Annotated in this window: 23 protein-coding genes; 7 read left to right on the top strand and 16 right to left on the bottom strand. The window is 67.2% G+C overall.

Features of this window, described 5'->3' with window-relative positions; all coding sequences use genetic code 11:
- Window positions 1-10: 10 nt before the first annotated feature.
- The 8 genes from QM806_RS38160 to QM806_RS38195 form a co-directional block, all read right to left on the bottom strand.
- Complete coding sequence (locus tag QM806_RS38160; RefSeq protein WP_169693282.1) at window positions 11-1,582, bottom strand: long-chain-fatty-acid--CoA ligase; 1,572 nt, start codon at window positions 1,580-1,582, stop codon at window positions 11-13.
- A gap of 36 nt (window positions 1,583-1,618) precedes the next feature.
- Window positions 1,619-2,266, bottom strand: a complete 648-nt coding sequence (locus QM806_RS38165) for a CoA transferase subunit B (RefSeq protein WP_005563141.1) — start codon at window positions 2,264-2,266, stop codon at window positions 1,619-1,621.
- A gap of 1 nt (window position 2,267) precedes the next feature.
- Window positions 2,268-3,026 carry a CoA transferase subunit A gene (locus QM806_RS38170; RefSeq protein ID WP_054246615.1) on the bottom strand — a complete coding sequence of 253 codons (759 nt, stop codon included), beginning with the start codon at window positions 3,024-3,026 and terminating at the stop codon, window positions 2,268-2,270.
- Window positions 3,023-3,631 carry an RBBP9/YdeN family alpha/beta hydrolase gene (locus QM806_RS38175; RefSeq protein WP_283294860.1) on the bottom strand — a complete coding sequence of 203 codons (609 nt, stop codon included), beginning with the start codon at window positions 3,629-3,631 and terminating at the stop codon, window positions 3,023-3,025. Before QM806_RS38175 ends, QM806_RS38170 begins: the two co-directional genes overlap by 4 nt.
- Window positions 3,632-3,658: 27 nt before the next feature.
- Window positions 3,659-4,990 (bottom strand): MFS transporter, encoded by a 1,332-nt coding sequence (locus QM806_RS38180; protein ID WP_005567237.1) that lies wholly within the window; start codon window positions 4,988-4,990, stop codon window positions 3,659-3,661.
- Window positions 4,991-5,110: 120 nt separating this feature from the next.
- A complete protein-coding gene (locus QM806_RS38185) occupies window positions 5,111-6,163 on the bottom strand; it encodes a beta-keto acid cleavage family enzyme (protein ID WP_005567239.1) in 1,053 nt (350 codons plus the stop codon).
- 49 nt (window positions 6,164-6,212) lie between these two features.
- Window positions 6,213-7,127 carry a TauD/TfdA dioxygenase family protein gene (locus QM806_RS38190; RefSeq protein WP_283294861.1) on the bottom strand — a complete coding sequence of 305 codons (915 nt, stop codon included), beginning with the start codon at window positions 7,125-7,127 and terminating at the stop codon, window positions 6,213-6,215.
- A 38-nt stretch (window positions 7,128-7,165) separates the two neighbouring features.
- Window positions 7,166-8,140, bottom strand: coding sequence for a quinone oxidoreductase family protein (locus QM806_RS38195; RefSeq protein WP_283294862.1), 975 nt, complete (start codon window positions 8,138-8,140; stop codon window positions 7,166-7,168).
- 204 nt (window positions 8,141-8,344) lie between these two features.
- Here QM806_RS38195 and QM806_RS38200 point away from each other — a divergent pair, with 204 nt between their 5' ends.
- Complete coding sequence (locus QM806_RS38200; protein WP_005567244.1) at window positions 8,345-9,355, top strand: AraC family transcriptional regulator; 1,011 nt, start codon at window positions 8,345-8,347, stop codon at window positions 9,353-9,355.
- Here the strand turns inward: QM806_RS38200 and QM806_RS38205 are convergent.
- On the bottom strand, window positions 9,331-9,918 hold the full coding sequence (locus QM806_RS38205) for a GNAT family N-acetyltransferase (protein ID WP_007296270.1): 588 nt from the start codon (window positions 9,916-9,918) through the stop codon (window positions 9,331-9,333). The two genes, QM806_RS38200 and QM806_RS38205, sit on opposite strands and share 25 nt — an antisense overlap.
- 188 nt (window positions 9,919-10,106) lie before the next feature.
- On the opposite strand from QM806_RS38205, the gene QM806_RS38210 reads away from it, so the two are divergent.
- The 5 genes from QM806_RS38210 to QM806_RS38230 all read left to right on the top strand — a co-directional run bounded on the left by QM806_RS38210 (window position 10,107) and on the right by QM806_RS38230 (window position 16,330).
- The gene (locus tag QM806_RS38210) at window positions 10,107-11,468 is read left to right on the top strand and encodes an MFS transporter (RefSeq protein ID WP_005567246.1); all 1,362 of its coding nucleotides are present in this window, start codon (window positions 10,107-10,109) and stop codon (window positions 11,466-11,468) included.
- Window positions 11,469-11,518: 50 nt separating this feature from the next.
- Window positions 11,519-13,114 (top strand): aldehyde dehydrogenase (NADP(+)), encoded by a 1,596-nt coding sequence (locus QM806_RS38215; protein ID WP_283294863.1) that lies wholly within the window; start codon window positions 11,519-11,521, stop codon window positions 13,112-13,114.
- A gap of 25 nt (window positions 13,115-13,139) precedes the next feature.
- Window positions 13,140-14,075, top strand: a complete 936-nt coding sequence (locus tag QM806_RS38220) for a 5-dehydro-4-deoxyglucarate dehydratase (RefSeq protein WP_005567248.1) — start codon at window positions 13,140-13,142, stop codon at window positions 14,073-14,075.
- Window positions 14,075-15,346, top strand: a complete 1,272-nt coding sequence (locus QM806_RS38225) for a glucarate dehydratase family protein (protein WP_283294864.1) — start codon at window positions 14,075-14,077, stop codon at window positions 15,344-15,346. Before QM806_RS38220 ends, QM806_RS38225 begins: the two co-directional genes overlap by 1 nt.
- A gap of 90 nt (window positions 15,347-15,436) precedes the next feature.
- On the top strand, window positions 15,437-16,330 hold the full coding sequence (locus QM806_RS38230) for a LysR family transcriptional regulator (RefSeq protein ID WP_005257699.1): 894 nt from the start codon (window positions 15,437-15,439) through the stop codon (window positions 16,328-16,330).
- 12 nt (window positions 16,331-16,342) lie between these two features.
- Here the strand turns inward: QM806_RS38230 and QM806_RS38235 are convergent, their stop codons facing one another.
- The 7 genes from QM806_RS38235 to QM806_RS38265 all read right to left on the bottom strand — a co-directional run bounded on the left by QM806_RS38235 (window position 16,343) and on the right by QM806_RS38265 (window position 24,170).
- Window positions 16,343-16,825, bottom strand: a complete 483-nt coding sequence (locus tag QM806_RS38235; RefSeq protein WP_005567250.1) for a carboxymuconolactone decarboxylase family protein — start codon at window positions 16,823-16,825, stop codon at window positions 16,343-16,345.
- Window positions 16,826-16,941: 116 nt separating this feature from the next.
- Window positions 16,942-18,177 carry a fatty acid desaturase family protein gene (locus QM806_RS38240; RefSeq protein WP_167116698.1) on the bottom strand — a complete coding sequence of 412 codons (1,236 nt, stop codon included), beginning with the start codon at window positions 18,175-18,177 and terminating at the stop codon, window positions 16,942-16,944.
- A gap of 147 nt (window positions 18,178-18,324) precedes the next feature.
- On the bottom strand, window positions 18,325-19,866 hold the full coding sequence (gene mhpA / locus QM806_RS38245; protein ID WP_167116695.1) for a bifunctional 3-(3-hydroxy-phenyl)propionate/3-hydroxycinnamic acid hydroxylase MhpA: 1,542 nt from the start codon (window positions 19,864-19,866) through the stop codon (window positions 18,325-18,327).
- Complete coding sequence (locus QM806_RS38250; RefSeq protein WP_005567253.1) at window positions 19,863-20,219, bottom strand: DoxX family protein; 357 nt, start codon at window positions 20,217-20,219, stop codon at window positions 19,863-19,865. Before QM806_RS38250 ends, mhpA begins: the two co-directional genes overlap by 4 nt.
- Window positions 20,216-22,105, bottom strand: a complete 1,890-nt coding sequence (locus QM806_RS38255) for an acyl-CoA synthetase (RefSeq protein WP_005567255.1) — start codon at window positions 22,103-22,105, stop codon at window positions 20,216-20,218. The genes QM806_RS38250 and QM806_RS38255 overlap by 4 nt, the downstream gene beginning before the upstream one ends.
- A complete protein-coding gene (locus QM806_RS38260) occupies window positions 22,102-23,040 on the bottom strand; it encodes a fumarylacetoacetate hydrolase family protein (protein ID WP_167116692.1) in 939 nt (312 codons plus the stop codon). Before QM806_RS38260 ends, QM806_RS38255 begins: the two co-directional genes overlap by 4 nt.
- Window positions 23,037-24,170 (bottom strand): VOC family protein, encoded by a 1,134-nt coding sequence (locus tag QM806_RS38265; protein WP_120660010.1) that lies wholly within the window; start codon window positions 24,168-24,170, stop codon window positions 23,037-23,039. Before QM806_RS38265 ends, QM806_RS38260 begins: the two co-directional genes overlap by 4 nt.
- Before the next feature lie 293 nt (window positions 24,171-24,463).
- On the opposite strand from QM806_RS38265, the gene QM806_RS38270 reads away from it, so the two are divergent.
- Window positions 24,464-25,051, top strand: coding sequence for a hypothetical protein (locus QM806_RS38270; RefSeq protein ID WP_065488444.1), 588 nt, complete (start codon window positions 24,464-24,466; stop codon window positions 25,049-25,051).
- Window positions 25,052-25,104 lie beyond the last annotated feature (53 nt).

A 25,104-nucleotide genomic window follows, 5' to 3' on the forward strand; every position in this document is an offset into this window, starting at 1 on the left:
GCTTTCGGTATCAGAGTGCGGCCGCGGCGCGGCCGAGTTCGCGTTTGAGGATCTTGCCGGTGGCGGTCATGGGAAGGGTGGTGACGAATTCGACGGTGCGGGGGTACTTGTAGCTCGCCATCTGCTGCTTGGCCCAGGCGATCACATCGTCCGCGGTGACCTGTGCGCCGGGCTCGAGGATGACGTACGCCTTGATCTCCTCGCCGTGGCTGTCGTCGGGGACGCCGACGACGGCGGCGAGAGAAATGGCATCGTGGCCGAGGAGGACTTCTTCGATCTCACGGGGGTACACGTTGAAGCCGCCGCGCACGATCAGGTCCTTGGCCCGGTCGACGATGTAGTAGAAGCCGTCGCCGTCGACGCGGGCGAGGTCGCCGGTTCGGAACCAGCCGTCCCGCAGCACTTCTGCCGTGGCGTCCGGGCGGTTGTAGTAGCCCTTCATGATGTTGTGGCCGCGCAACGCGATCTCGCCGATGTCACCGGCGCCGGTGACGGTGTTCCAGTCCTTGTCGACGAGCCGGGCCTCGATTCCCCACACGGGGACACCGATCGAGCCGGGCCGTGGATCGCCGCCGGGATCGCTGAACGTCGCGAGCGGCGACGTCTCGGACAGTCCGTATCCCTCGAGAATCTGGACACCGAAGCGGTCGGCGAACCGGGTGAGGATCTCCACCGGCAGCGCGGCGCCGCCGGAGATCGCGAGTCGCATGTTGCCGGCGATGCGGTCGATGTCGGCGGGGTGTTCGTCGAGGGCGCCGAGCAGACCCCAGTACATGGTGGGCACCCCCGCGAATACGGTGATGTTCTCCCGTTCGATGAGATCGAGTGCGGCGGCGGCCTCGAACCGGGGCAGCAGCACGAGGGTCGCCCCGACCGAGATTCCGGCGTTGAGGGTGACGGTCTGGCCGAACGAGTGGAACAGTGGCAGGGTCACCAGGTACCGGTCGTGGGTGGCCGGTGTGCTGTCGAAGAGACGATTGGCGGTCAGCGCGTTGAGCACCATGTTGGCGTGGGTGAGCTCGGCGCCCTTGGGTTTTCCGGTGGTCCCGCTCGTGTAGAGGATGACGGCGGTGTCCCCGGGTTCGCGGACCACGGTCTCGACCTCGGTGTCGCGATCCGCGACGGCGTCCGCGAGTGTTCCGATGCCGTCGATCGTGGCGGGAGCGTCCGGGTCGGCGGTGATGCGGAACATGGTGCGGCAGTCGGGACTCTGCGTGAACGCGGAGCGCCCGTACTCGCCCATCGGCAGGTCGGGGGTGCCGTCGTAGCACAAGTACGCCTTGGCGTCGGAATCGGCGAGGTGGTAAGCGATCTCGCGGTCCTTGAGGAGAACGTTGAGCGGTACGACCACGGCGCCGGCCTTGAGGATGCCGTAGTAGACGACGGGGAACTGGGGGATGTTGGGGCAGGAGAGCGCGACCTTGTCACCGGGTTCGATGCCGCACGACATCAGCAGGTTCGCGACCTGGTTCGACCGGGTGTCGAGGTCGGCGTAGGTCATCCGTGCGTCGCCGAGAATCAAGGCGTCACGGTCGGGGAATCGGCGGGCGGAGTCTTGGAGAAGGACGGAAAGGTTGAGCACGGGAGACTTTCTCGTGGTGGGAGGGTGGGAGGAGCGCTACGACAGCGCCGCTGCGGTGGCGGCGCGCACCAGGTCTTCGGTGACCCCGGGCGCGCACTCGCGCAACACCAGGCCGGTGCCGGTGACGTCGACGACGGCCAGGTTGGTGATGATCCGATGCACGACAGTGCGTCCGGTGAGAGGCAGGGTGCAGCGTTCGACGATCTTCGGGGCACCGGACTTGTCGCAGTGCTCCATGACCACGATGACTTTGCGGGCGCCGTGCACGAGGTCCATCGCACCGCCCATGCCCTTGACCATCTTTCCCGGAACCATCCAGTTCGCGAGGTCGCCGGCCGCGGAGACCTGCATTCCTCCGAGGACGGCGGTGTCGATGTGGGCGCCGCGGATCATCCCGAAGCTGAGCGCCGAATCGAAGAACGACGCGCCCGCGTTGACGGTGACCGTTTCCTTGCCGGCGTTGATCAGATCCGCATCCACCGCGTCCTCGTCCGGATACGGGCCGGTGCCGAGGATGCCGTTCTCGCTGTGCAGCGTCACGTCGAACCCCGCGGGCAGGAAGTTCGGGATCAGTGTGGGCAGCCCGATACCGAGGTTGACGTACTCACCCGGCGACAGTTCCCGGGCGGCACGGGCTGCCATGTCCTCGCGGGTCCAGCCGATCGTCTCGACGATGGTCGTCATGTCAGTCCTTCCTCGCGGCGACGGTGCGCTTCTCGATCTGCTTGTCCTGAGCCCCGGTGTGGACGATCCGGTCGACGAAGATCCCCGGCAGGTGTACCCGCGCCGGGTCGAGGACCCCGGGCTCGACGAGCTGCTCGACCTGTGCGATACAGATGCGGCCGGCCATCGCGGCGAGCGGGTTGAAGTTGCCTGCGGCCTTGGCGAAGACGAGGTTGCCTTCGGCGTCGCCGATGCGGGCGTGGACGAGTGCGAAGTCGGCGGTGATCGACTCCTCGAGCACGTACTGGCGGCCTGCGAACTCGCGGACCTCCTTCGGCGGAGACGCGACGGCCACCGATCCGTCGGCGGCGTACCGCCACGGCAGCCCGCCGTCGGACACGGGCGTTCCGACCCCGGCGGGGGTGAAGAACGCGGGGATCCCCGCACCGCCGGCACGCAGCTTCTCGGCCAGGGTGCCCTGCGGCGTCAGTTCGACCTCGAGTTCACCCGACAGGTACTGGCGCGCGAATTCCTTGTTCTCCCCGACATACGACGCGGTGACGCGGCGAATCCGACTGCGGGAGAGCAGGATGCCGAGTCCGTGACCGTCGACGCCGCAGTTGTTGGAAAACACCTCCAGATCGGTGGCGTCACCGGCGGCGATCGCGGCGATCAGCTCGTCCGGGATTCCGCACAACCCGAACCCGCCGACCGCCAGCGACGCACCGGACGGGATGTCCGCGACCGCTTCGGCTGCCGAACCGAAGACCTTGCGCGTCATCGTCCACCAGCGTTCGCCAGCCCGGGAACGACCGTGCTCTCGATCAGTTCCCGGAGCAGTTCCTCGGCGTACGGCCAGTACCCGTAACCGGCGGCGGGATTGAGGTGTCCGACGGCACCCAGGTTGACGAGCTTGCTGCCCCACGACTCGGCCATCCCGGCGACCCGGCGGAATCGGGCCATCGGATCATTCGTGCTGGCGGCGACGATGCTGGGGAACGGCAGCCGGCGGCGGGGGACGGGATCCCAGCCACCCTGCTCGAGTTCCCCGGGGGTGGGATACCCCGCGGGTAGTGGTTCCTCGAGGTCCGGTGGGGTGGCCAGCAGGGCGCCCTGGACCGGGCGGGTGGACTGCTGGGCCCAGTGAACGGTGATCGCCACTCCCGCACTGTGAGCGACCAGCACGACCGGGCCGTCGATGTCCGCGACGACGGCGTCGAGTGCGGCGACCCGGGCCGCGAGGCTGAGCTTGTCCCGTTCGAGCGGCGGCACCGTCCGCACGGTGTCGAGTCTCTCGGCGAGCAACGTCTGCCAGTGGTCGGCGACGTGGTCGCGCAGTCCGGGCACGATCACCACGGTCGGTGCGGTGGAGGTGGAGGTGGTCACGGTCGACTCCAGTTCTTCGGAGGTGGATCAGGCGGGTGCGGCGGTGAGGGCGGCGAGCTTGCGGCGTCCGGCCGGGTAGGCGCGCTTGCCGAGGACGAGGGCGACGATCGCGACGATGTAGATCAGGGGAGCGATCTGCAAGGCAGTGACCAGGCCGAAGCGGTCGGCCAGCACCCCGACGACGAAGGGTCCCAGTGCCAGTCCGAGGAGGTTGTTCGCCAGGGTGAGCGTGCCGAAGGCCGAGGCGCGCACCGACGAGTGGGTGAGGTTCGCGACCATCGCGGCGATGGGGCCGGACGAGCCGGCGGAGAAGAAGGCTCCGATACCGATCAGGACCAGTTGGGGCGCGCCGGTCGGCAACTGGAACCCGGCGCCGAGGAAGACGAGGGAGATCACTCCGAAGACCACCGCGGTGGTCCATTTCCGAGCGGGATCGTTGCGGCTCACGCGGTCTGTGATGATGCCGCACACCACCATGCCGCTGCCGACGAGGAGGACGAAGATCGAGGCCATCGCACCGGCCTTGTCGAGGGCGAGACCGTAAGACCGGTTGAAGAAGCTCGGCAGCCACGCCAGAAGCACACCTGCGGTGAACATCTGGAGACCACCACCGATGTAGGCGAACACGACGGCGGGGGTGGTGAACAGGCTCGAGATCGGCGCCCGGAATCCGGCGGGGCCGGGTGCGTCGGCCGGGTCGTCGTCGGCCGCATGCTGAGCAAGTTTGCGTTCGGAGACCAGAGCCCGGAACAGGGCGACGAGCATGAGCCCGAAGACGGCCATCGCGGCGAACGACCAGCGCCAGCCGAGGTTGACGGCGATCACGCCGCCGAGGGCGACGCCGATCACGGACCCGAACGATCCGCCGCCCATGAAGGCGCCGCTGAGCGTGGAGTGCACTCGCGGGGCGAACACGCTGAGAACCACCGCGATGCCGACGCTGCCGTAGGCGGCTTCACCCACGCCGACCAGGAAGCGGGCCCCGAGCATCTGCTCGTAGCTGCTCGCCACGGCACAGAGCAGGGTGGCGATGCTCCAGAGCACGGCCATCAGGACGAGGCTCTTCACGCGACCCCACCGGTCGGCGAGCAGCGACAGCGGGAGGGTCAGCAGTCCGACCATCAGCGCGACGACGCTGCTGAGCGACGCCAGCTGGGAATCTGTCAGCGTCCATTCGGTTTTGAGGAGCGGGAAGACCGCACTGAGTACCTGCCGGGACATGTAGTCCGACAGCAGCAGACCGAAGGTGAGTGCGAAGACGATCCACGGATAGAACCGGGACCGAGAGGCCGGAGCGGTGCTCCCGGTGGCGGTATTCGGGGTGGTGGTGTTCAGGGCGGTGGTGGCAGGCAGTCCCATGAGGCCTCCTATGGCCGTCAGGAGTGATAAAGGGGTGGGGAGAGAGCCGGCCGTGCTCGTGTGAGCGGCGGTCTGTCCGGCTCTCTCCCCGGCGTGATGCAAGTCCCCCGGCGCCGAAAATCAGGCGTGGTGGGTGAAGCCGACCTGTCCGGGACGGCGGTTGGGCGCGTAGCCGAGCTTGGCGAGGGTCTCGTCGGCATCGGCGTAGGTCTGGCCGATCCGGTAGATGTCGCGGGCCTCCTTGCCGGTGGCCACCTCGCGACCCAATTCACCTGCGACGCGGACCAACTGCTCGACCTGCTGGACGGAGGTCATCTTCTCACCCTTGCGTCCCCAGATGGTGTCTTCGTTACCGCAACGGGGGTGCAGGCCCATCGCGATCGCCATCGCGTTGACCGGCAGCACGCTGCGCATCAGGGTCTCGAGGGTCAGGCAGGCACCGTCCGGGACTCGCTGGATGAAGTTCATGATGTTGTACGGGTTGGGGCCGTCGAAGCCGCCGCCGATGCCGACCCAGGTCAGGTTGAGCGGACCGGTGTAGATCCCGCGCCGGATGAGCCGCTCGACGGTCTCGAGCTGGGGGATGCTCGACAGCTGGAAGTGCGGCTGAATTCCGGCCGCCTGCAGGCGACGCAGATGCTCCTCGACCCACGCCGGGCCTGCCGGGACCGTCATCTCCCGGTACGCCTCGGCGAGCTCGGGCCGCTCCATCGAGGTGCCGGCGATGTCGTCGGCGGTCATGAGTTCCATGATGTTCATCTGCGAGGTGTTGATCGCGATCGTCACCTGGTCGGGTGCGGGATCGAGGTCGGCCAGCATGTGCCGGGTGTCGTCCGAGAGCCACTTCGCATCCGCCCCTTCGCCTTCGGGTGCGAAGGAGATCGATCCGCCGACCTGCAGGATCATGTCCGGCACCGCCTGGCGCAGTCCGGCGAGCAACTCGTTGAACTTCGAGAGCCGCTTGGAGCCCTTGCCGTCGAGCTCACGGACGTGGATGTGCAGGACGGTGGCGCCGGCCTCGTAGCAGTCCACTGCCTTCTGGACGTGCTCGTCCATCGTCAGCGGCAGGTCTTCGCGGAAGTCGTCCGGCTCCCACTCGGGACCGTACGGGGCACAGGTGATGACCAGCTTCTCCTGGGCCTCGGGGAAGAGGGCGTCGTCGTGGAAGTGCATGGTGTTCTCCGTTCGAAATCGGATCTGATGAAAAGGGGCAGTGAGTAATTCAGAAGGGCCGGTCGCCGATGATGCCGGCGCGCTCCATCTTGCGGACGGCGGGCCAGTAGTCCTGGACCGCGTAGTGCTGGGTGGAACGGTTGTCCCAGATCGCGACGCTGTTCTTCGTCCAGCGCCACCGCACCTGGTACTCGGGAATCGACGCCTGGCTGATCAGGTAGTTGAGCAGGTTGCTGCTGCCGGGCGCGTAGTCGATGCCGTACCGGATGTGCTCGGGGGTGTGGTAGTTGACGAAGTGGGTCGCGAAAGCGTTGACGAACAGGATCTTTTCGCCGGTCTCGGGGTGCGTGCGCACCACGGGGTGCTCGGCGTCGGGGAACCTCTCGTGCAGCGCCTGCCGCTGTTCCGGCGGCTGCGCGGCACCGAACGACGCCTCGATGCTGTGCCGGGCGCGGAGTCCGTCGATCTGCTTCTTGACCTGCTCGGGAAGCTTCTCGTACGCCAGGGCCATGTTCACCCAGATGGTGTCTCCGCCGATCGGGGGCGTCTCCACGCAGCGGAGCACGCAGCCCATGGGCGGGTTCTCCCGCCAGGTGGCGTCGCAGTGAAAGGCGTTCTCGTAGTGCTCGGCCGGGCTGTCGAGGTCCTTGTAGATTTGCACCAGCCCCGGGTGGTCGGGGTCGCTCCCCACGGCGGGGTGGTCCTCGAGCGGGCCGAACCGTTCGGCCAGCGCCACGTGCTCGGCGCGGGACATGTCCTGGTCGCGGAGGAACAAAACCTTGTACTCGAGCAGCAGTTCCCGCAGTTCGGCGAACAGGGCGTCGTCGCGGGCGGCGTCACCGAGGTTCACGTCGACCAGTTCGGCGCCGATCGAGCAGGTGAGCGGTGCGAATCGGAAGGATCCGGAAGGGGAGAGGATCGTGTGCGGTTCGGGCGAGTAGGTCAGTTGCGCGGTGTCGGTCATGGTGGTGTCTCCGTCGGGGTGAATGTGGTGGCGCGCTGTCAGAGTCGGAACACGGAGGAGCCGATGCTGCGGCCGGATTCGAGATCGTGGTGCGCCTGGACGGCGTCCTCGAGCCCGTAGCTCTGGTTGATCTCGATCCGGATCCGGCCGGCCTCGACGTGCCGGAAGAGTTCACCGGCGAGTTCGGCGCGCTCCGCCGGGTCGGCGATGTAGTCGGCGAGCGCGGGTCGGGTGACGAACAGCGAACCCTTGACGGCCAACTGCATCGCGTTGATCGGAGGAATCGGTCCGGAGGCGGTTCCGAAGCACACCAGCAGTCCGCGCCGGGCGAGGCAGTCGAGCGAGGTCTGGAAGGTGGACTCGCCGATGCTGTCGTACACGACGGGGACGCCGGCACCGTCGGTGATTTCCCGAACCCGCTCGGCGACGTTCTCCCGGGTGTAGACGATCACGTGCTCACACCCGTGGGCGCGGGCGATCGCGGCCTTCCCGTCGGTGGATACGGTGCCGATCACGTTGATGCCCAGCAACTTTGCCCACTGCGTGAAGATCAGGCCGACGCCGCCGGCCGCCGCGTGCAGGAGCACGGTGTCGCCCGCCTTCAGCGGGTGGATGCGCCGCAGCAGGTAGGCCGTGGTCAGACCGCGCATCGTCATCGCGGCCGCGGTGTCGAAGCGGATCGCTTCGGGCAGCGGGATCAGCGGTGCGGCCGGCATCACGCGTTCGGTGCTGTAGGCGCCGAGGGGGCTGCCCGTGTAGGTGACGCGGTCACCGACCTGCACGTGGGTCACGCCGGAGCCGACTTCCTCGACGACACCGGCCGCCTCCACTCCCATCCCCGCGGGCAACTCGGCCGGGTACAGGCCGGTGCGGAAGTAGGTGTCGGCGAAGTTCAGTCCGACGGCCTCGTGCCGGATCCGGACCCCGTGGGGACCGGGCTCCCCGACCTCGACGTTCTCCCACTTCATGACTTCCGGAGCGCCGTGCTCGTAGAACCGAACAGCCTGTGCCACAGTATTTCTCCTCTTCGATGTGATGATCGGTGCGGTGCCGCCGCCGGACCGGTCGCGGTCGGGCGGGGCGGGGGTGACCCGGTGTGGCGGATCACCTCTCCGACCGCTTCTGTGATGCACCTAACAGTACGGGCGCATCCGGTCGATTGCTTATCCTGACGGGACAGACGGCCTATCATTTTGGGACAGGGCATTGGAGGTGGCATGAAACCCCTTGCGCGCTACGCGTCGCTGAACGGATACCTCGAGCTGTGCCGGTCGCTCGGTGTCGATCCGGTGCCGTTGATGAGGTCCGCCGGCCTCGATCCGTCCGGCCTCGCACTGCAGGACCGATGGATCCCGGCCGCGGCGATCGCGCACCTCCTCGAGCAGTCGGTGGAGGCGTCCGGGCACGAAGACTTCGGGGTGCGCCTCGCCGAGCGCCGGCAGTTCTCCAACCTCGGCCCTCTCAGCCTCGTCGTGCGCGAGGAACCCGACGTCCGCAGCGCCCTGCGCGTGCTCACGCGGTACACGCACACGTACAACGAGGCGTTGCAGACGCGGATGTCCGAGTCGAACGGTCTCGCGACCTTGCGCGTCGAACTGGACGTGGGAGAGGCAACCGAGACGCGGCAGTCGGTGGAACTGGCGGTCGGAGTGCTGCACCGGCTGCTGCGCGGCTTCCTCGGGGGCGGCTGGAAACCGCTCGCCGTCTGCTTCCCTCATCCGGCTCCCGCGGACACGGCTACCCACCGGCGTCTGTTCGGGCCGGTGGTGAACTTCGACCACGAGTTCGCGGGCATCGTCATCGACGCCGGCGACCTGGCTGAGCCGAACAAGATGTCCGATCCACTGCTCCGTCGCTACACCCAGCAACTCCTCGACTCGTGGGAGCCGTCGGACGACGTGACGATCGTGAGCCGGGTCCGCGAACTGATCGAACTACTGTTGCCGACGGGCCGCTGTTCCGTCGAGCAAGTGGCTCGCAGTCTGGGGGTCGACCGGCGAACGGTGCATCGCCGCCTCGCTGAGAGCGGGGAGACGTTCTCGACCGTCCTCGACGCGACCCGCGTCGAACTCGCCGAACGGATGGTCGCGAATCCCCGCCTGAGTCTCACCGAGATCGCGGACGTGCTGGCGTTCTCGGCGCCGAGCAACTTCTCCCGCTGGTTCAGTGGGCGGTTCGGGTGCAGCCCGAGTCGCTGGCGCGCTCAGCGTGCGGGCGACACCGGGTGAATCGGCCGGCCCTCGTCCAGATCGAGCCTGCTGATGTAGTGGGCGCCGTCGTCGATCGGGTTGTCCGGTGGGAGGTAGCCCTCGCCGACGCGGCGGAAGCCGGCTTTCTCGAGCGCGCGCCACGACGCCCGGTTGGGGACGACGACGGGGACGACGATCGCGGTGGCGTCGGGTAGGTCGGCCCGGCACTTGGTGACGAACGCGCTGATCATCGCGGTTCCCAGCCCCTGGCCGGTGTGCTGCGGGTCGCCGACGTAGTAGTCGATGGAGATGCTTCCCGGTGGGATCTCGACGAGGGCGGCGAGGAGCGCGAGGTCCTCGGGATAGTCGGCGATCCGGTACCGCTGGATGAACCCGAACGGCAGGCCGTCTCGCAGGACGAGGAAGTCCTCGCAGGGCTCGGTGCCGTCGATGCTGCCGCCGAAGTCGCGCTCGATGTCGGCGTCTGCGGTGTCGTGGTTCCAGAACCGCGCGACGTGTGGTTCGCGGAGCCATCGTTGCAGTTGAGGGAAGAATTCGCGGGTCGTGCGGACGAACTCGAAGGTGACTGCGTCGGCGCTCACGGTAGGAAACTAGCAGGAACCACGTCGATTCAACTTCGGCATCGATAACGAGAATCTTTGACTTGGACATGTATCGAACATGCCTCTAGCGTGATTCCTATGACTCAGGTCACGCCTGGTAGCCGGGCGTGATCGGAGTCCTCCAACGTTCCCCGCACCACCAGCGCCAGCACAGAGAGGAGTCACCGATGACCCTCCCCCTCGCCGTTTCCCCGGCAGTCGACAGCGCGGTCTCCAAGATCTTCCGTCGCGTCGTCCCGCTGTTCATCGTCATGCTCATCTGCAACCAGCTCAACAGGTCCAACATCGGTTACGCGCAGACGCATCTCGAGGCGGACGTGGGCATCGGCGCTGCGGCGTATGGATTCGGTGCGGGTGTCTTCTTCATCGCCTACGCGATCTTCGAACTCCCGTCGAACGTGCTCATGGAGAAGTTCGGCGCCAAGGTGTGGCTCACCCGCATCATGATCTCGTGGGGCCTGGTGTCCGCGGCGATGGCGTTCGTCAACGGCCCGGAGATGTTCTACGCCCTGCGGTTCCTCCTCGGTGTCGCGGAGGCCGGCTTCTTCCCGGCCATCATCTTCTACTTCACCCGCTGGCTGCCGAACAACCACCGCAGCCGCGCCACGGCACTGTTCATCGCCGGGTCCTCCATCGCGGCCGCCATCTCGGGACCGCTGTCCGGACCGCTGCTGTCCCTCGACGGACTCGGCGGGCATCACGGCTGGCAGTGGATGTTCGCGCTGGAGGGACTGCTGTCGGTGGTCGTCGGTTGCTTCGCCTACCGCCTGCTCGACTCGAAGATCGACGACGCGAAGTGGCTCACCGGCGCGGAAAAGCACGACCTGCAGGCTGTCATCGCCGAGGAAGACGTGCTGCGCAGTGAGGCGTCCGCGAAGCGTGGCGAGTCGGGCTCGCGCTGGAAGCTGCTCCTGCAGCCGCGGATCCTGGTGTGCTGCGGCATCTTCTTCGCGATCACCATGGCGATCTACGCCAACACGTTCTGGTTGCCGTCGATCATCCGCCGCATCCCGGGCACCACCGACGTCACCGTCGGACTGCTCTCCTCGCTGCCGTGGATCTGCGCGATCTTCGCGATGTACTTCTCCAACCGCTCCGCCGACCGCACCGGACGGCACAAGCCCTACCTCGTCGCCGCGCTGCTCATCGGCGGTATCGGCACGATGGCCGCCGCGTTCGTCACGCCCTGGCTGGCGCTTCCGCTGCTGTGCGTCGCGACGATGGGATTCAAGAGCGCGAGCCCGCTCTTCTGGTCGATTCCGCAGCGCACGCTCCACCCGATGGTGCTGGCGCCGGCGATCGCGATCATCAACTCGCTGGGCAACCTGGGTGGCTTCGTCGCCCCGTTCGGCTTCGGAGTGATCAAGGAGCAGACCGGCACGGTGACGATGGGCCTGGTCGTGTTGTCGCTCTTCGCCCTGGCCGCCGCCGCGGCGGTGACCTACTTCCGGCGAGACAAGGAAGACATCGACGACGTCGCCGACCTGGCAGAGGTGGGCTCCGACGAGCCCACCGTGGCAGCCAAGTGACCTCTCCCCGGCACATACGAAACGCAGACGAGAACTCGAGGACTTGAATCATGACAGCAACGGTGAACCGGACCGACGTGACCGGACAGATGATCATCGCAGGGAAGCCCGTTCAGGGTTCCGGCACGACGATCCACGGCATCGACCCCACCACCGACGGCCGGCTGGAACCCGGCTTCGCGCACGGTGACGAACGGGACGTCGACGCCGCCTGCGCCGCCGCCGCCGACGCGTTCGCGCCGTTCCGCGCCACGAGCAGCGAGAAGCGCGCCCAGTTCCTCGAGGCGATCGCCGACAACATCGAGGCCCTCGGCGAGACGCTCATCGCCCGGGCGTGCGCCGAATCCGGACTTCCCCAGGGCCGCATCACCGGTGAGGTGGGCCGCACGTCCGGACAGCTGCGGCTGTTCGCCGGCGTCCTGCGTGACGGCGGCTGGAACGGCGCCCGCATCGATCCCGCGATGCCCGACCGGACGCCCCTGCCCCGTGCCGACATCCGGCAGCGGAAGGTGCCGCTCGGACCCGTCGCGGTGTTCGGCGCGAGCAACTTCCCCCTCGCCTTCTCCGTCGCCGGCGGCGACACCGCGTCCGCGCTGGCGGCGGGCTGCTCCGTCGTCGTGAAGGCCCACGACGCGCACCCCGGCACCTCCGAACTCGTCGGCCGTGCCATCGCCGACGCCGTCGCGAGCACCGGCATGCCCGCGGGCACGTTCTCCCTGCTGTTCGGCTCGGGCCGCGGGCTCGGCACCGCACTCGTCACCGACCCGCGCATCAAGGCCGTCGGATTCACCGGATCACGTTCCGGTGGAACCGCTCTGGTCGCCGCTGCCGCCGCACGTCCGGAACCCATCCCGGTGTACGCGGAGATGAGTTCGATCAACCCGGTGTTCGTGCTCGAGAACGCGCTCACCACGCGCGGCGCCGACCTCGGTCGGGCGTTCGTCGCATCCCTGACGCTCGGATCCGGACAGTTCTGCACCAACCCCGGACTCGTCATCGCCGTCGACGGTCCCGGCCTCACCTCGTTCGTCGAGTCCGCGAGCGCCGCCGTCGCCGGGAGCACCCCCACCCCGATGCTCACCCCGAACATCGCCGGCTGCTACGCGGACGGCGTCACCGCGCTCACCGGCGAGGCCACCGTGGAGGCCCGCGGCACCGAATCGGATGCACCCAATTCGTGCCGTGCCGCGCTGTTCAGCACCGGCGCCGACACCTTCCTGAGCTCGGAGGTGTTGCAGCAGGAGGTATTCGGCTCGTCCAGCCTGATCGTCAAGTGCCGCGACGCCGAGCAGGTGCGTGCCGTGGCGGCGAAGCTGGAAGGCCAGCTGACCGCGACCGTCCACGTCGACGACACCGATCTCGACGAGGCCGGACGCCTGCTGCCCGTCCTCGAGCTCAAGGCCGGCCGGATCCTGTTCAACGGCTGGCCCACCGGGGTCGAGGTCGGCCACGCGATGGTGCACGGTGGCCCACACCCCGCGACATCCGACTCGCGCACCACGTCCGTCGGCTCGCTGGCGATCGAACGGTTCCTGCGTCCCGTTGCCTACCAGGATGTTCCGAGCTCGCTGCTCCCCGCCGCCATCGCCGACGGCAACCCCGACCAGTTGTGGCGTCGCATCGACGGCCGACTCACCCAAGCCTGATTTTCCCTTCGTGAAGGAGTTCCCCATGCTCGACGGCGTCCTGTTCTTCCCCGTCACCCCGTTCACCGCATCCGGCGACGTCGACTACGACCGGCTCGCCGAGCACGTCGCCAAGGGTGTCGACGCGGGCCCCGGAGGTGTCTTCATCGCCTGCGGCACCGGCGAATTCCACGCCCTCGGGCTGGAGGAGTTCGGCAAGATCGTCGCCAAGGCCACCGAGGTCGTCGCCGGACGCGTCCCCGTGTTCGCCGGGGCCGGCGGCTCGGTGCAGCAGGCCAAGGAGTTCGCCGCCAGCGCGAAGGCCAACGGAGCCGACGGCATCCTGCTGCTCCCGCCGTACCTGGTGACGATGCCGCAGGCCGGGCTGGTGGAGTACACCCGCGCGGTCGCCGACACCACCGACCTCCCGCTCGTCGTCTACAACCGCGGCAACGCCCGGTTCGACGAGGCGGCCGCCGTGGAGGTGGCGCAGTTCCCGACCGTGGTCGGGTTCAAGGACGGCACCGGTGATCTCGACAAGGTGGGCCGCATCGTCCGTGCGGTGAAGGACGCGCTCGCCCCGTCCGGCAAGCCGTTCCTGTTCTTCAACGGCATGCCCACCGCCGAGGTCACCCAGCAGGCGTACCGCGCGATCGGTGTCACGCTGTACTCGTCCGCGACGTTCGCGTTCGCGCCCGAACTCGCTCTCGGGTTCTACGAGGCGCTCGAATCCGGCAACGAGGAACTCACCGACGCGCTGCTCCGCGACTTCTTCCACCCCTTGGTGCGCTTGCGTGACCAGGTGCCCGGATACGCGGTGTCGCTGATCAAGTCGGGGGTCGCGATGGAAGGTATCGACGCCGGGTCGGTGCGGCCGCCGCTCGTCCCGACGAGCGAGGCCCACCTGCGGGAACTCGCGCAGATCACCGCAGCCGGGCGCGCCGTTCTCGCCGACGCACTCGCCGTGCAGGCGGCGGTCTGATGACTGCCGCACCCATCCGGATCACCGGCGCACGGATCACGCCCGTCGCGTTCGTCGACCCGCCGCTCCTCAACACCGTCGGAGTGCACCAGCCCTATGCGCTGCGTGCGATCATTCAGCTCGACACGGACGGCGGGCTCGTCGGCCTCGGTGAAACGTACGCCGACACCGCCCACCTCATCCGGCTCGAGGCGGCCGCCGAAGCCATCGTCGGTCTGGACGTGTTCGCGCTCAACGCGATCCGCGCGGCGATCGACGAGAAGATCGCCACCCTGACCGTCACGGGCGGTGACGGGGTCGCGGGCATGATCACCACGGCCAGCACCACCGACCGCGTGTTCTCCCCGTTCGAGGTGGCGTGCCTCGACGTGCAGGGCAAGGCCCTCGGCCGGCTGGTCTCCGATCTGCTCGGCGGCAAGGTACGCGACGCCGTCCCGTTCAGCGCCTACCTGTTCTACAAGTGGGCCGGGCACCCCGGCGCCCAACCCGACGAATGGGGCGAGGCGATCGACCCCGACGGTCTGGTCCGTCAGGCGCAGAAGATGATCGGCGAGTACGGCTTCGAGGCCATCAAGGTCAAGGGCGGCGTGTTCTCGCCGGACGAGGAGATCGCCGGCATCAAGGCGCTGCGCGCCGCGTTCCCCGACCTGCCGCTGCGTCTCGACCCCAACGCCGCGTGGACCGTCGACACGGCGATCAGGGTTGCGTCGGAACTCGACGGCATCGTCGAATACCTCGAGGACCCGACGCCGGGCCTCGACGGCATGGCCGAGGTCGCACGTGAGGCGAAGATGCCGCTGGCCACGAACATGTGCGTCGTCGCGTTCGATCAGCTCGAGCCTGCCGTGCGGAAGGATTCCGTCCAGGTGGTGCTGTCGGATCACCACTACTGGGGTGGCCTGCAGCGGTCGCGGCTGCTCGCCGGTATCTGCGACAACTTCGGCCGGGGCCTGTCGATGCACTCCAACTCGCACCTGGGCATCAGCCTGGCCGCGATGGTGCATCTCGCCGGCGCCACACCGAACCTCACGTACGCGTGTGACACACACTGGCCGTGGAAGACCGAGGACGTGGTCAAGCCCGGTGTGCTGAAGTTCGTCGACGGCGCGGTCCCGGTGCCGACGACGCCGGGGCTCGGTGTCGAGATCGACGAGGACGCCCTCGCCGCCCTGCACCAGCAGTACCTGGACTGCGGGGTGCGCGACCGCGACGACACCGGGTACATGAAGTCGGTGGACCCGACGTTCGAGAACACCTGCCCTCGCTGGTAGCTGTCTCACGAAAGGCGCCGACCGCGGTCTCGGTCGGCGCCTTCCGGGTGGGATACATTGAGTCCACCCCGAGGCAAAGGAGTGGATCGAATGTTCTCCCTCGCGCGGCTGTCGTGTTTCATCGCCGTCGCGGAGGAACTGCATTTCGGTCGCGCCGCGGAGCGCCTGCACATGACGCAGCCGCCGCTGAGCCGTCAGATCCAGCAGCTCGAAAGCGAACTCGGCGTGCAGTTGATCGACCGCACCAGCCGATCCGTCACCCTCACCGCCGCCGGTACGGCGTTCCTGCCCGACGCCCGGCGCATCCTGAGTCTGTCGGAGAGTGCCGCCCTGACGGTGCGGCGCGTGCCGGCCGGCGACCTCGGCACCGTCGTCGTCGGGTTCACCGGCGCGTCCGCGCACGCGGTGCTGCCGAGGTTGCTCGAGGCGGCCCGCGACCGACTGCCGGATGTGAAAGTCGTTCTGCGGGAGATGGTCACCTCCGTGCAGATCGAATCGTTGATCAGTGGTGAACTGGACCTCGGGCTGATCCGCCCCATCCTCACCCGCCCCGGCATCGACACGCGCCCCATCCATCACGAGCGGCTCGTCGCCGCGCTGCCGGCCGGTCACCCCCTCGCCGACGCCGAGCAGCTGGCGGTGGAGGATTTCGACGATCAGCCCGTCGTCATGTATTCGCCCGTCGATGCCCGGTACTTCCACGAACTGCTCATCAGCACGTTCACGATCGTCGGTGCCTCCCCGCGCTACGTCCAGTACGTCACGCAGGTGCACACCATGCTGGTGCTCGTCCGGTCCGGGCTGGGCATGGCCCTCGTCCCCGAATCCGCGCAGACGATGCACCCGGAAGGGGTCGTGTTCCGCCCCGTCTCCGCCGTCCGCGACCGGCCCGTCCAGATGAACGCCGCCTGGCGTTCGGACAACCGGAACCCCGCGCTGCGCAGGTTCATGGAGGACGTCCTCCCACAACGGGAGTGGGAATGAGAATCGGAGCGCTCAGAGCGTGAGCTTGCACGTCTGACCGATGTCGAGCACCCGCAGCACCCGGCCCGTCCCCAGCCACAACGCGCACGACAGCGCCAGGTCGGTCAGGATCTCGTCGGAGAAATGCTCGTGACACCGCGCCCAGAAGTCCTCGTCGTCGCGGAGCGCGGTGTGATCGGTGGCGAACCGGTGGGCGAACTCGGCCGCCGTCCGCTCCTCGGCGCTGTACCCCGGCCACGACTCCCACTCGAGAACGTGATCGTAGAAGTGCTCGTCGATCCCCGCATCGGCGCCACTCCTGTCGCGGGTGCCGAGGCACACGGCACACTCGTTCGCCTCCGCGACGGCCATTCGCGCGATCTCCCGGACCCGTAACGGTAACCGGTTCCGGTTGTACACGGCGTCCGTGAATGCCCCGAGTGCACCACCCAGCTCGGGTGAGATCGACAGCCAACCGGCCACGTCATCGTCACTGTAGCTACCTACTCGACTCATCCCCGAATGCTACAGCGGGAGGTGTCGCGGGGGATAGATCTGACACGTGTTCTATGTCAGTACTCAGTGGCAGGTGTTCGATGAGTCGGGATGCAGCACATTGCCCCCGGAGTTGGTCAGCGCATTCCGAGGATTCGGCGGACGACACCGCGTTTGCGCTTCTTCTCGATCGTCGTCGCCAGGCCGATCCGGCGGCCGGTGAGTGGATCGGTGGCGGGGGGACCGCCGAACCCGGCTTCGGACGCGGTTTCGGGTGCTGCGTCGCGGGTGTCCGTGAGGTACTTGTCGGGAAGCGAGAGCTTCGCGATGGTGCGCCACGACTTCCAGTACTGCACTGCGAGCGGGCCGGTCGTGTACGGCAGGTCGTACTTCTCGCACAGCTGCTTCACGCGGATCGAGATCTCGTGGTAGCGGTTGGACGGCAGGTCCGGGAAGACGTGGTGCTCGATCTGATAGCTCAAGTTGCCGGTCATGAAGTCCATGACGGGGCCGCCCGAGATGTTCGCGGAGCCGAGCATCTGCCGCAGGTACCACTGGGCGTGCGTCTCGTTGTCGACGTCCGTCTTGGTGAATTTCTCGGCGCCGTCCGGGAAGTGACCGCAGAAGATCACGGCGTTGGTCCACAGGTTGCGGACGAGGTTGGCGGTCGCGTTCGCCTTGGCCGTGGACTTCCATGCCTTGCCCGTCAGTGCCGGGTATACGACGTAGTCCTTGAGGGTCTGCCTGCCGAGCTTGGCGAGCACTTCCTTGCCGCGCTTCCTGGTGAGTTCACGGTCGTCCCGGCCCCGGGTCACTTTGCCGAGCTCGAGCAGTTGGATGGCGAGGCCGTACTGGAACAGCGCCGCGAGGATCGCATTGTAGGCGAGGTTGCCGAGGTAGAACGGCTTCCAGCGCTGGTCACGGGTGACGCGGAGCAGGCCGAATCCCACGTCGTCGTCCATCCCGAGGACGTTGGTGTATTTGTGGTGCGCGTAGTTGTGGGTGATCTTCCAGTGCGCCGACGGATCGGCGTTGTCCCATTCCCAGTTCACGGAGTGCACTTCGGGGTCGTTCATCCAGTCCCACTGCCCGTGCATCACGTTGTGCCCGAGCTCCATGTTCTCGATGATCTTCGACAACGAGAGCATCCCGGTGCCCAGCACCCACAGCGAACGCTTGCGGGAGCCGAAGAGCACCGCCCGGCCGCCGAGTTCCAGTCCGCGTTGCAGCCGGATGGTGTTGCGGAGGTACAGGGCGTCGCGTGCCCCGCGGGATTCCTCGATGTCCCGTCGGATCGCATCCAGGTCGCGGCCGATGGCCTCGACGTCGGCGTCCGTCAGGTGCGCGTACTCCTTGATGTCCGATATCGCCATGCACCTACGGTACCGTAAGTTACGGTCCCGTAGGTTACGGGCGGGTATTTTATGACGCGAATCACTTCGACTGGTACGCAGCGATTTTCGATGTCGAATGGTGCGCCGGACGAGCGAATATCGCGTGCTCGCGCCCGCCGGGGCGGGTCACTGGGTGAGGAACGTCGGCACGTGGTCGGTGGGGAAGCGGGGGAGGGTGGTGCAGACGGCAGACAGGTCGTTGCCGCTACTCAGGACGGTGCCGTCGGGCCGGATGACGGCGGCGCGGGCGCGGGCGCGGTGTAGCCAGTGGTGCAGATCGGTGCCGGGTCGAGCCAGCAGGACTGTGCCGCCGCGTTGTTCGATGTCGGTGCGTTGTGTCGGGGTCGGGGAGAGGGAGGTGACAACCGCGAACCGGCCTGCGACGACCTCGGCGAATCGGCGACCCTGGCCGAGGTCCGGATTCGGGATCAGGCGGCCCGCTCGGCTTCTGCGTAGTCGAGGTCGTTCTATCAGCGTGGAGCGGTGAAGGGCCGGGGTCTCGCCGTCCATGATCTTGTCGCCGAGGCCCGGGATACGGTGCAGCAGCGGTAGGACGATGCGACGGATGAGGTTACCGAGTTCGCCGCCTTCGGTCATGGCCATCCCGACGAGCTTGGCGCGCCGGATCAGTGCGAGCGCGTGGGGTTTGCGTTCGATCTCGTAGGTGTCGAGTGCGCTGTCCGGCAGATCCCCGGTGAGGACGCCGGCAAGTTTCCATGCGAGGTTCATCGCGTCGCGGATCCCAGCCCCCATCCCCTGTCCGATGAACGGCGGTGTGAGATGGGCGGCGTCGCCGAGAAGGAACACGCGCCGGTCGCGCCATCGGTCCGCGATTTGGGCTCGAAAGGTGTACTCGGCCACGCGGACAAGCGTCAGGTCGTCGACCGGTGTTTTCCGTGTCCACGGCGAGATGAGGGGTTGCAGTCGAGCCATGTCGCGATAGTCGTCGGCGGTCTCGCCGGGTTCGAGCCGGAACTCCCAGCGGTAGCGCGTGTGTCCGATCCGCATGTATGTTGCCGCGCGCACGGGGTCGCACACCTGGTGGGCGCCCTCCCACTCGCTGAGGTCGGCGGTGGTCGCGACGTCGACAACCAGCCAGCGTTGGTCGAACTTCAGGTCCCGCATCGTTGCCTGAATCTGGTCTCTGACCAGACTGTTGGCGCCGTCGCAGCCGAGGACATATCTGGCCTGCACCGATTCCTGCATACCGGTGCTTCGGTCGGTGAAGTCGACGCGAATGGTGCCGGGCGTGTCGTCGGTCAGCCCGGTGACCGCTACGTTGCCGCGCAGGGAGGCCTTCGGGTGCCGTTTCAGGTTGGCGCGCAGGATCTCCTCGAACTGCGGCTGGTCGAACATATTGGCCTCGGGGTAGCCGTGTACGCCCGGGCCAGGGTCTCGGTGAAACTCGGTGAGAACGCGCATGTTCCGGTCGAGAAGCCGCAACCCGAGGCACGGCCGGGAGATCGTCGCGAACTCTTCGGCGATCCCGAGGTGCGCCACGATCCGGTGGATCTCACCGTCGAGGTGGACCGCCCGCGGCTGCGCATAGACGCCCTCCCAGCGCTCGAGTATCAGGCACTCGACACCGTACTGGGCCAGCAGCGTGGCGGCGGTCAGTCCGGTAGGCCCGGCACCGACGATGACGACCGGGACGACCCGTTCGCTCATCGGATCGATCCGAACAGGACTACGAGGTAGGCCACGATAGCTACGCCGACGACGATGGCGGGCGCCATCTCTCGCAATCCGTCACCGTTCCGTACGTGTGTGACGACGGCGCCCACCATCAGGAGCAGCAGCCCGATGCCGGCTGCGGCGCCGAGCGCCGGCACGAGTCCGCCGATCACGAGACCGACGGCACCGGCGACCTCGAGCGCACCGATACCCCGATACGTGCTGACGGGCATACCGACGTGGGCTGCTCGTTCCCGCATCGGCGAGGTCGCCGCTATCTTGCCGACGCCGAGCAGGAGGTAGAAGACTGCGAGGCAGAGTGCCAGAACTAGTGATGCGGTGGTCATGTGCGCACCGTGACCTTCCAATTGATCGCGTATCGGTCCAGGATCGCCTTGACCGTCGGTTCGCCGACAGATCCATCGATCTCGACAGTGGCGAGAATCGAACCGTCCTCGACGGACGCATGGATGCTGTCGATGCCTGCGACGGCGGCGAGGGCATGCTCGAGTTCGCGCCGTGTCGCGTCGGCGCGCAGTGCGAGCTTGTAGAGCTTGCCTACCGCCGTGACGGGCAACGCGGGGAGGATGGTGACCGCCTTGGGTGCCGCGGCCCGTTCGGGGACGCGCTCGCCCGCCCAGGCTTGTAGCTCGTGAGCGGTGATACCGGCGTCAGCGACAACGGTGACGTAGGCAACGGGCACTTCGCCGGCATGGGCATCGGGGCGTCCCACCGCGCTGACTGCGGTGACCTGCGGATGGGTCAGAAGAGCGTCTTCGATGACCGCTGGATCGATGTTGTGCCCGCCCCGGATGATAACGTCCTTCGCGCGTCCGACCAGGTAGATGAAACCGTCGCTGTCGACGCGCGCCAGGTCGCCGGTGTCGAGCCAGCCGTCGACCAGTTTGCCCATGCCGTCGAGAACGGGTCCGTGTTCGTCGTGGCCGGAAACATAACCGGCGAACACCGTCGGACCGCTGATCGCCAGCACTCCGGTCGCTCCGGTGGGCAGGTCTTCCCAGGTGCCGTCTTCGCGGACGCGTACCACTTTGACCTGCTGATAGGGCATCCGTACCCCGACCGAGCCAGGACGTGGCGCGTCGGTGAAGCTGCGTGCAGTCGCGCAGGTTGCCTCCGTCAGTCCGTAGCCTTCGAGGAGGGGCACACTCGTGTGGTCCTGGAACTTTTCGATGAGCGCGGTCGGTAGAGGCGATGCTCCCACCATGGCGAATCGCAGACTACTGATGTCGGCATCGACCGGGCGCTGCGCGAGGGCCGCGTATACGGTGGGCACCGCGCTCATCGACGCGATGCGGTAGTGCTCGACGATCTTCCAGAATTCGCTGGACAAGTCCGGGTCGCGATAGCCGAGCGGGCCGGCCCACACCACACCCTGGCCCTTGAACAGCGGCGCCAGCAGCGTGACCATCAAGGCATTGACATGGAACAGCGGCAGGGCGGCGAAAACGACGGAGTCCGAGTCCCACGACGAGTTCGCGGCCAGCATCCAGGCATCGGCGACCTCGTTGTCGTGGGTGTGGGCGGCCAGCTTCGGAACACCGGTGGTACCACCGGTGTGAAACAGTGCGGCCACGTCGAACCCACGGGGGGGATCACCGACGAAGTCGGAGGAATCGATATCGGCCGCCAGCGCACTGAGATAGCCGATCCGCACTCCGTCGACCTCGGGCAGGTCCGCAGGAGCGCCGGCTGCGCCGGTGGGCCGCAAGACCAGCACGGCGTCCACCGTCCCGCTCACGGCAATCCGGTGCGCGGCCTCCCATGTCTCGGGCGCGAGTTCCGGTCCTGCCGCGACGAGTACCCGGGCACCTGAGCGGCGCAGCAATTCAGCGATGTGCTGCTGCGACTGCGCGGCGTTGATGGGAGCAGCGATGCCGGCAAGCTGTGCGGCGAGAGTCGCGGGGATCAACTCGGCGCAGTTGGGCGCCATCACGGCGACCGCGTCCCGGCGCCGTACGCCCAGACGATGGAGCAGGTTCGCGTAACGATGAACATCGTCGAGTAGTTCGGAGAAACTACGCTGCACCGGCTCCCGCCACCGTGCACCGTCCGGTAGGACGGTGAGCGCGAGGCGATCCGGCCACATGCGGGCCGCTCGGGTGAGCAACGCATAGGTGGACTCCGGAAGCCCCCGATCGCGCAGCGGCACGGCCTCGATCGTCGTCAGATCTGTGGGAACCGCGTAACGCGGCCACAGCAGGTCGGTGGTCATCGCGCGTACCTCACCACCGTGCGCTGGCGCCCCAAGTCGATGGTCCCGTCGTCCGTGAAGACGGTGGCTTCGATGAGGTCGCCGTCCTGCAAATAGTTCGAGTTCTTGGCCTGGCCCGCGAAGAAGAGCTTCCATTTGACTGCCGGCGGCAGCAGGGAGGAGAGGATTGCGATCGGCTTCGGTGGCGCGCTCAGTGCCGTCCCGACCGGTGTTCCGGTCAGCAGTAAGTCCCCGGCATCGAGGCGTTGGAACCGGGTCAGCGCCTGCAGAGTCTCGGTCGGCTGGTAGATCATATCGGCAACAGTCATGTTCTGGCGCGGCTCACCGTTGACCCAGAGCCGCAGGCGCAGGTCGGTGAACCGCTTCAGCTCGTCGCCGTCCAGCAGGACGAGGGCGGGGCCGACCGGGGTGAACGTCGGGTATGACTTGCCTTCGTAGAACTGCGTTTTCGGAAGCTGAATGTCGCGCGCGGAGATGTCGTTGGTGACGACCAGCCCGGCAACGTAATCGGCGAGAGTGTCTGCCGTGATCGCCGTCCCGACCGGGATGTCGCGGGCGAGGACGAGCCCGATCTCCACCTCGTAGTCCAGCAGTCGGACATGGGCAGGACGGATCACGTCGTCATTGGGGCCGCTGATCGACCCGGAGGACTTTCGAAAGAAGGTCAACGGAATGGTGTCGGGGTTCATCCCGGCGTCCTCGACGTGCGATGCGAAGTTCGTCATCTGTGCGACCACCCGGCAGGGGGCGGTGACCGGGGAGAGCAACGAGAGAGTCTCGACGGCCACGGTGCCCTCGCTGGACGCCGCTGCCTCGACGGCCGGCCGGTCGGCGAGCAGTTGGGCGGTGGTGGTGGCCTCGGTGTCTACCCGTGCGGCACCCGTGGGTGTGACGACCCACCAGGCGTCGACGGTGCGGAGGACGGAGATGGTCATGAGCTGGCAACTTTCAGAAGGCCGCGGAGGCGGTGGAGGTCGAATTCGTTGTCGGCGCGCAGCGCGTTGACAATGGCGCGCAATTCCTGGAGTGATTCCCGACCGGGGTTCAATCCGAGGAAGTCTTTGGTGGCGGGCGGCCCCCACTGGGCCAGTCCGGACGCGGTCATCGGTGCCCAGCCCGCGTCGAGTGTGCTGTCGAAAAGATCGCCGTCGCTGAAGTGCTCGACCATGAATCCGTCAGGGTCTCGCCAGTAGTCGAAGATTTGGCTGCCCTGAATGTGCCGGCCGATGCCCCAGGACCGGCGGTAGCCCCGGTCGAGCAGGTATTCGCCACCAGCGGCGAGGCAGTCGAGGTCGGCGACCTGATATGCCGAATGCACATAGCGGTTGGCCGGGCCGAGAACCATCGCGAGCGTGTGATGGTCGGTGGGCGTGGCGCCCCGGTCGCAGCGGATGAAGCTCATGATCGGGCCCCGGGCCCGTTGACCGGGGTAGTACAGGAAGTCGCTGACGATCAGTCCGAGGTGCTCGAGGTACCAGTTGAGTGTTTCGAGGTACGTCGTCGTCTGGAGCACGACGTGACCGAGCCGTTGCACGGCGGCCGGCGTGCGGGGTGGCCGCTGAGGGGCGTTCACCCGCTCGCGGTCGTGTCCGAAATTCAGTGGGAGCGGGGCCTGATCGGACAGCGCCGGCAACTCGAACGTGTCGGACACGACGCGGACTCCCAAAGCGCTGGGATCTGTGAGATCGACCGTGATCCCGCCCAGGCTCTCGGGGAGGGGCACGACCGCACCTCCGACCGCGTCCGCCAATCGCAGCACGTCGGTCGAGTCGGCTGCCCGGAAGGCTGGACCGACGAACCGCGACCGCGGGCCTCGGCGGATGAGCACGCAGGGCGAGCCGGGGTCTGTACCGCGCAACTGCAGTTCGTGTGCGGTGCGGAGCGCCGTCGTAAAACCGAAGGCATGGGCGAACGCCTCCGCCCGCTCGAGGTCGGGCTTCTCGAACTCCAGCCACGCGAGGTCATGCACCTTGATGATCGGCTCGGCGGCCCGCCCCCGGTGTTCGCCCGCCAGGGCGCCCTGCTCACTGTGCAGACCGGTATGCGGGTCATGGTGGACACTCATTGACCACTCCCTTCGATTTATGACGATATCGTCACTTACGACCATATCGTCAGTCAAGAGTATTTGAGGAATTCGTCAATATTGATGACGGGCGCTAGGGTGGGGCGAGGTCAGGCGGATCAGGAGATGAGCGCGCAGGCATGATCGAGCAGGTCCCCGAGCCACCGAAGCGCCTGGAACCGCGCACGGCGCGAACCACTTCCGGGCCGAGGAGGAGCTCTTTCACGCGGTAGTGGAGGAGGCCCTCGACCGCTACGGGCAGACGGTTTGTCGACGGGATACGAATGGCTGGAATGGGATCGGTGCAACGATTGCTCGGACAAGACAGATTCCAACCGATTCGCGTGGTGACTGAAGTGACTGGCGGGGCCAGCGAGACGAATCGGGAAGAGATTCCCGTGGCGCATGTCGTCGCGCTCCTGCGGGAGCGTGTGTACGGCGCGATGACGTGTTTGGCGACGCTCGCCGTCCTCGTCCGCTATACGGCTCCCGAGACGAGCCCATGGGCGCGGGTCCTCGATGTCGCGGTGGCAACCGGCGGGCTCTGGGCAGCGAGCCTGCTGGCCGACTGGGTAGCACACCTCGGCGCGTACCACCGTGCTCCGCGCGGACGGGCAGCGCTGCGGATGCTCCAGGCTTCCGGCCAGATCGTGGAGGCCGCGGTCTTGCCCCTGCTGGCATTGGTCGCAGCCGCCGTCGGACTACTGAGCACATCCACAGCGATGTGGATCGCGATGTGGATCCTCGTCGTCGAACTTGGCGTAATTGCTCTACTCGCCGTGCGAATGGCCCAATTACGTTGGTGGCAACAGCTGTTCACCGTAACAGGATTGGTCGGTGTGGGCGTTCTCGTGGTCGGGATCAAGATCCTCGGCCATTAGAGCGTGTCTCATGTGGATGAAGTGATGTGTGGGACATAATGTGACGCGTGGTA

It is taken from the genome of Rhodococcus sp. IEGM 1351 (genome assembly GCF_030056875.1).
In the GTDB taxonomy this organism is placed as follows: Bacteria; Actinomycetota; Actinomycetes; order Mycobacteriales; family Mycobacteriaceae; genus Rhodococcus_F; species Rhodococcus_F opacus.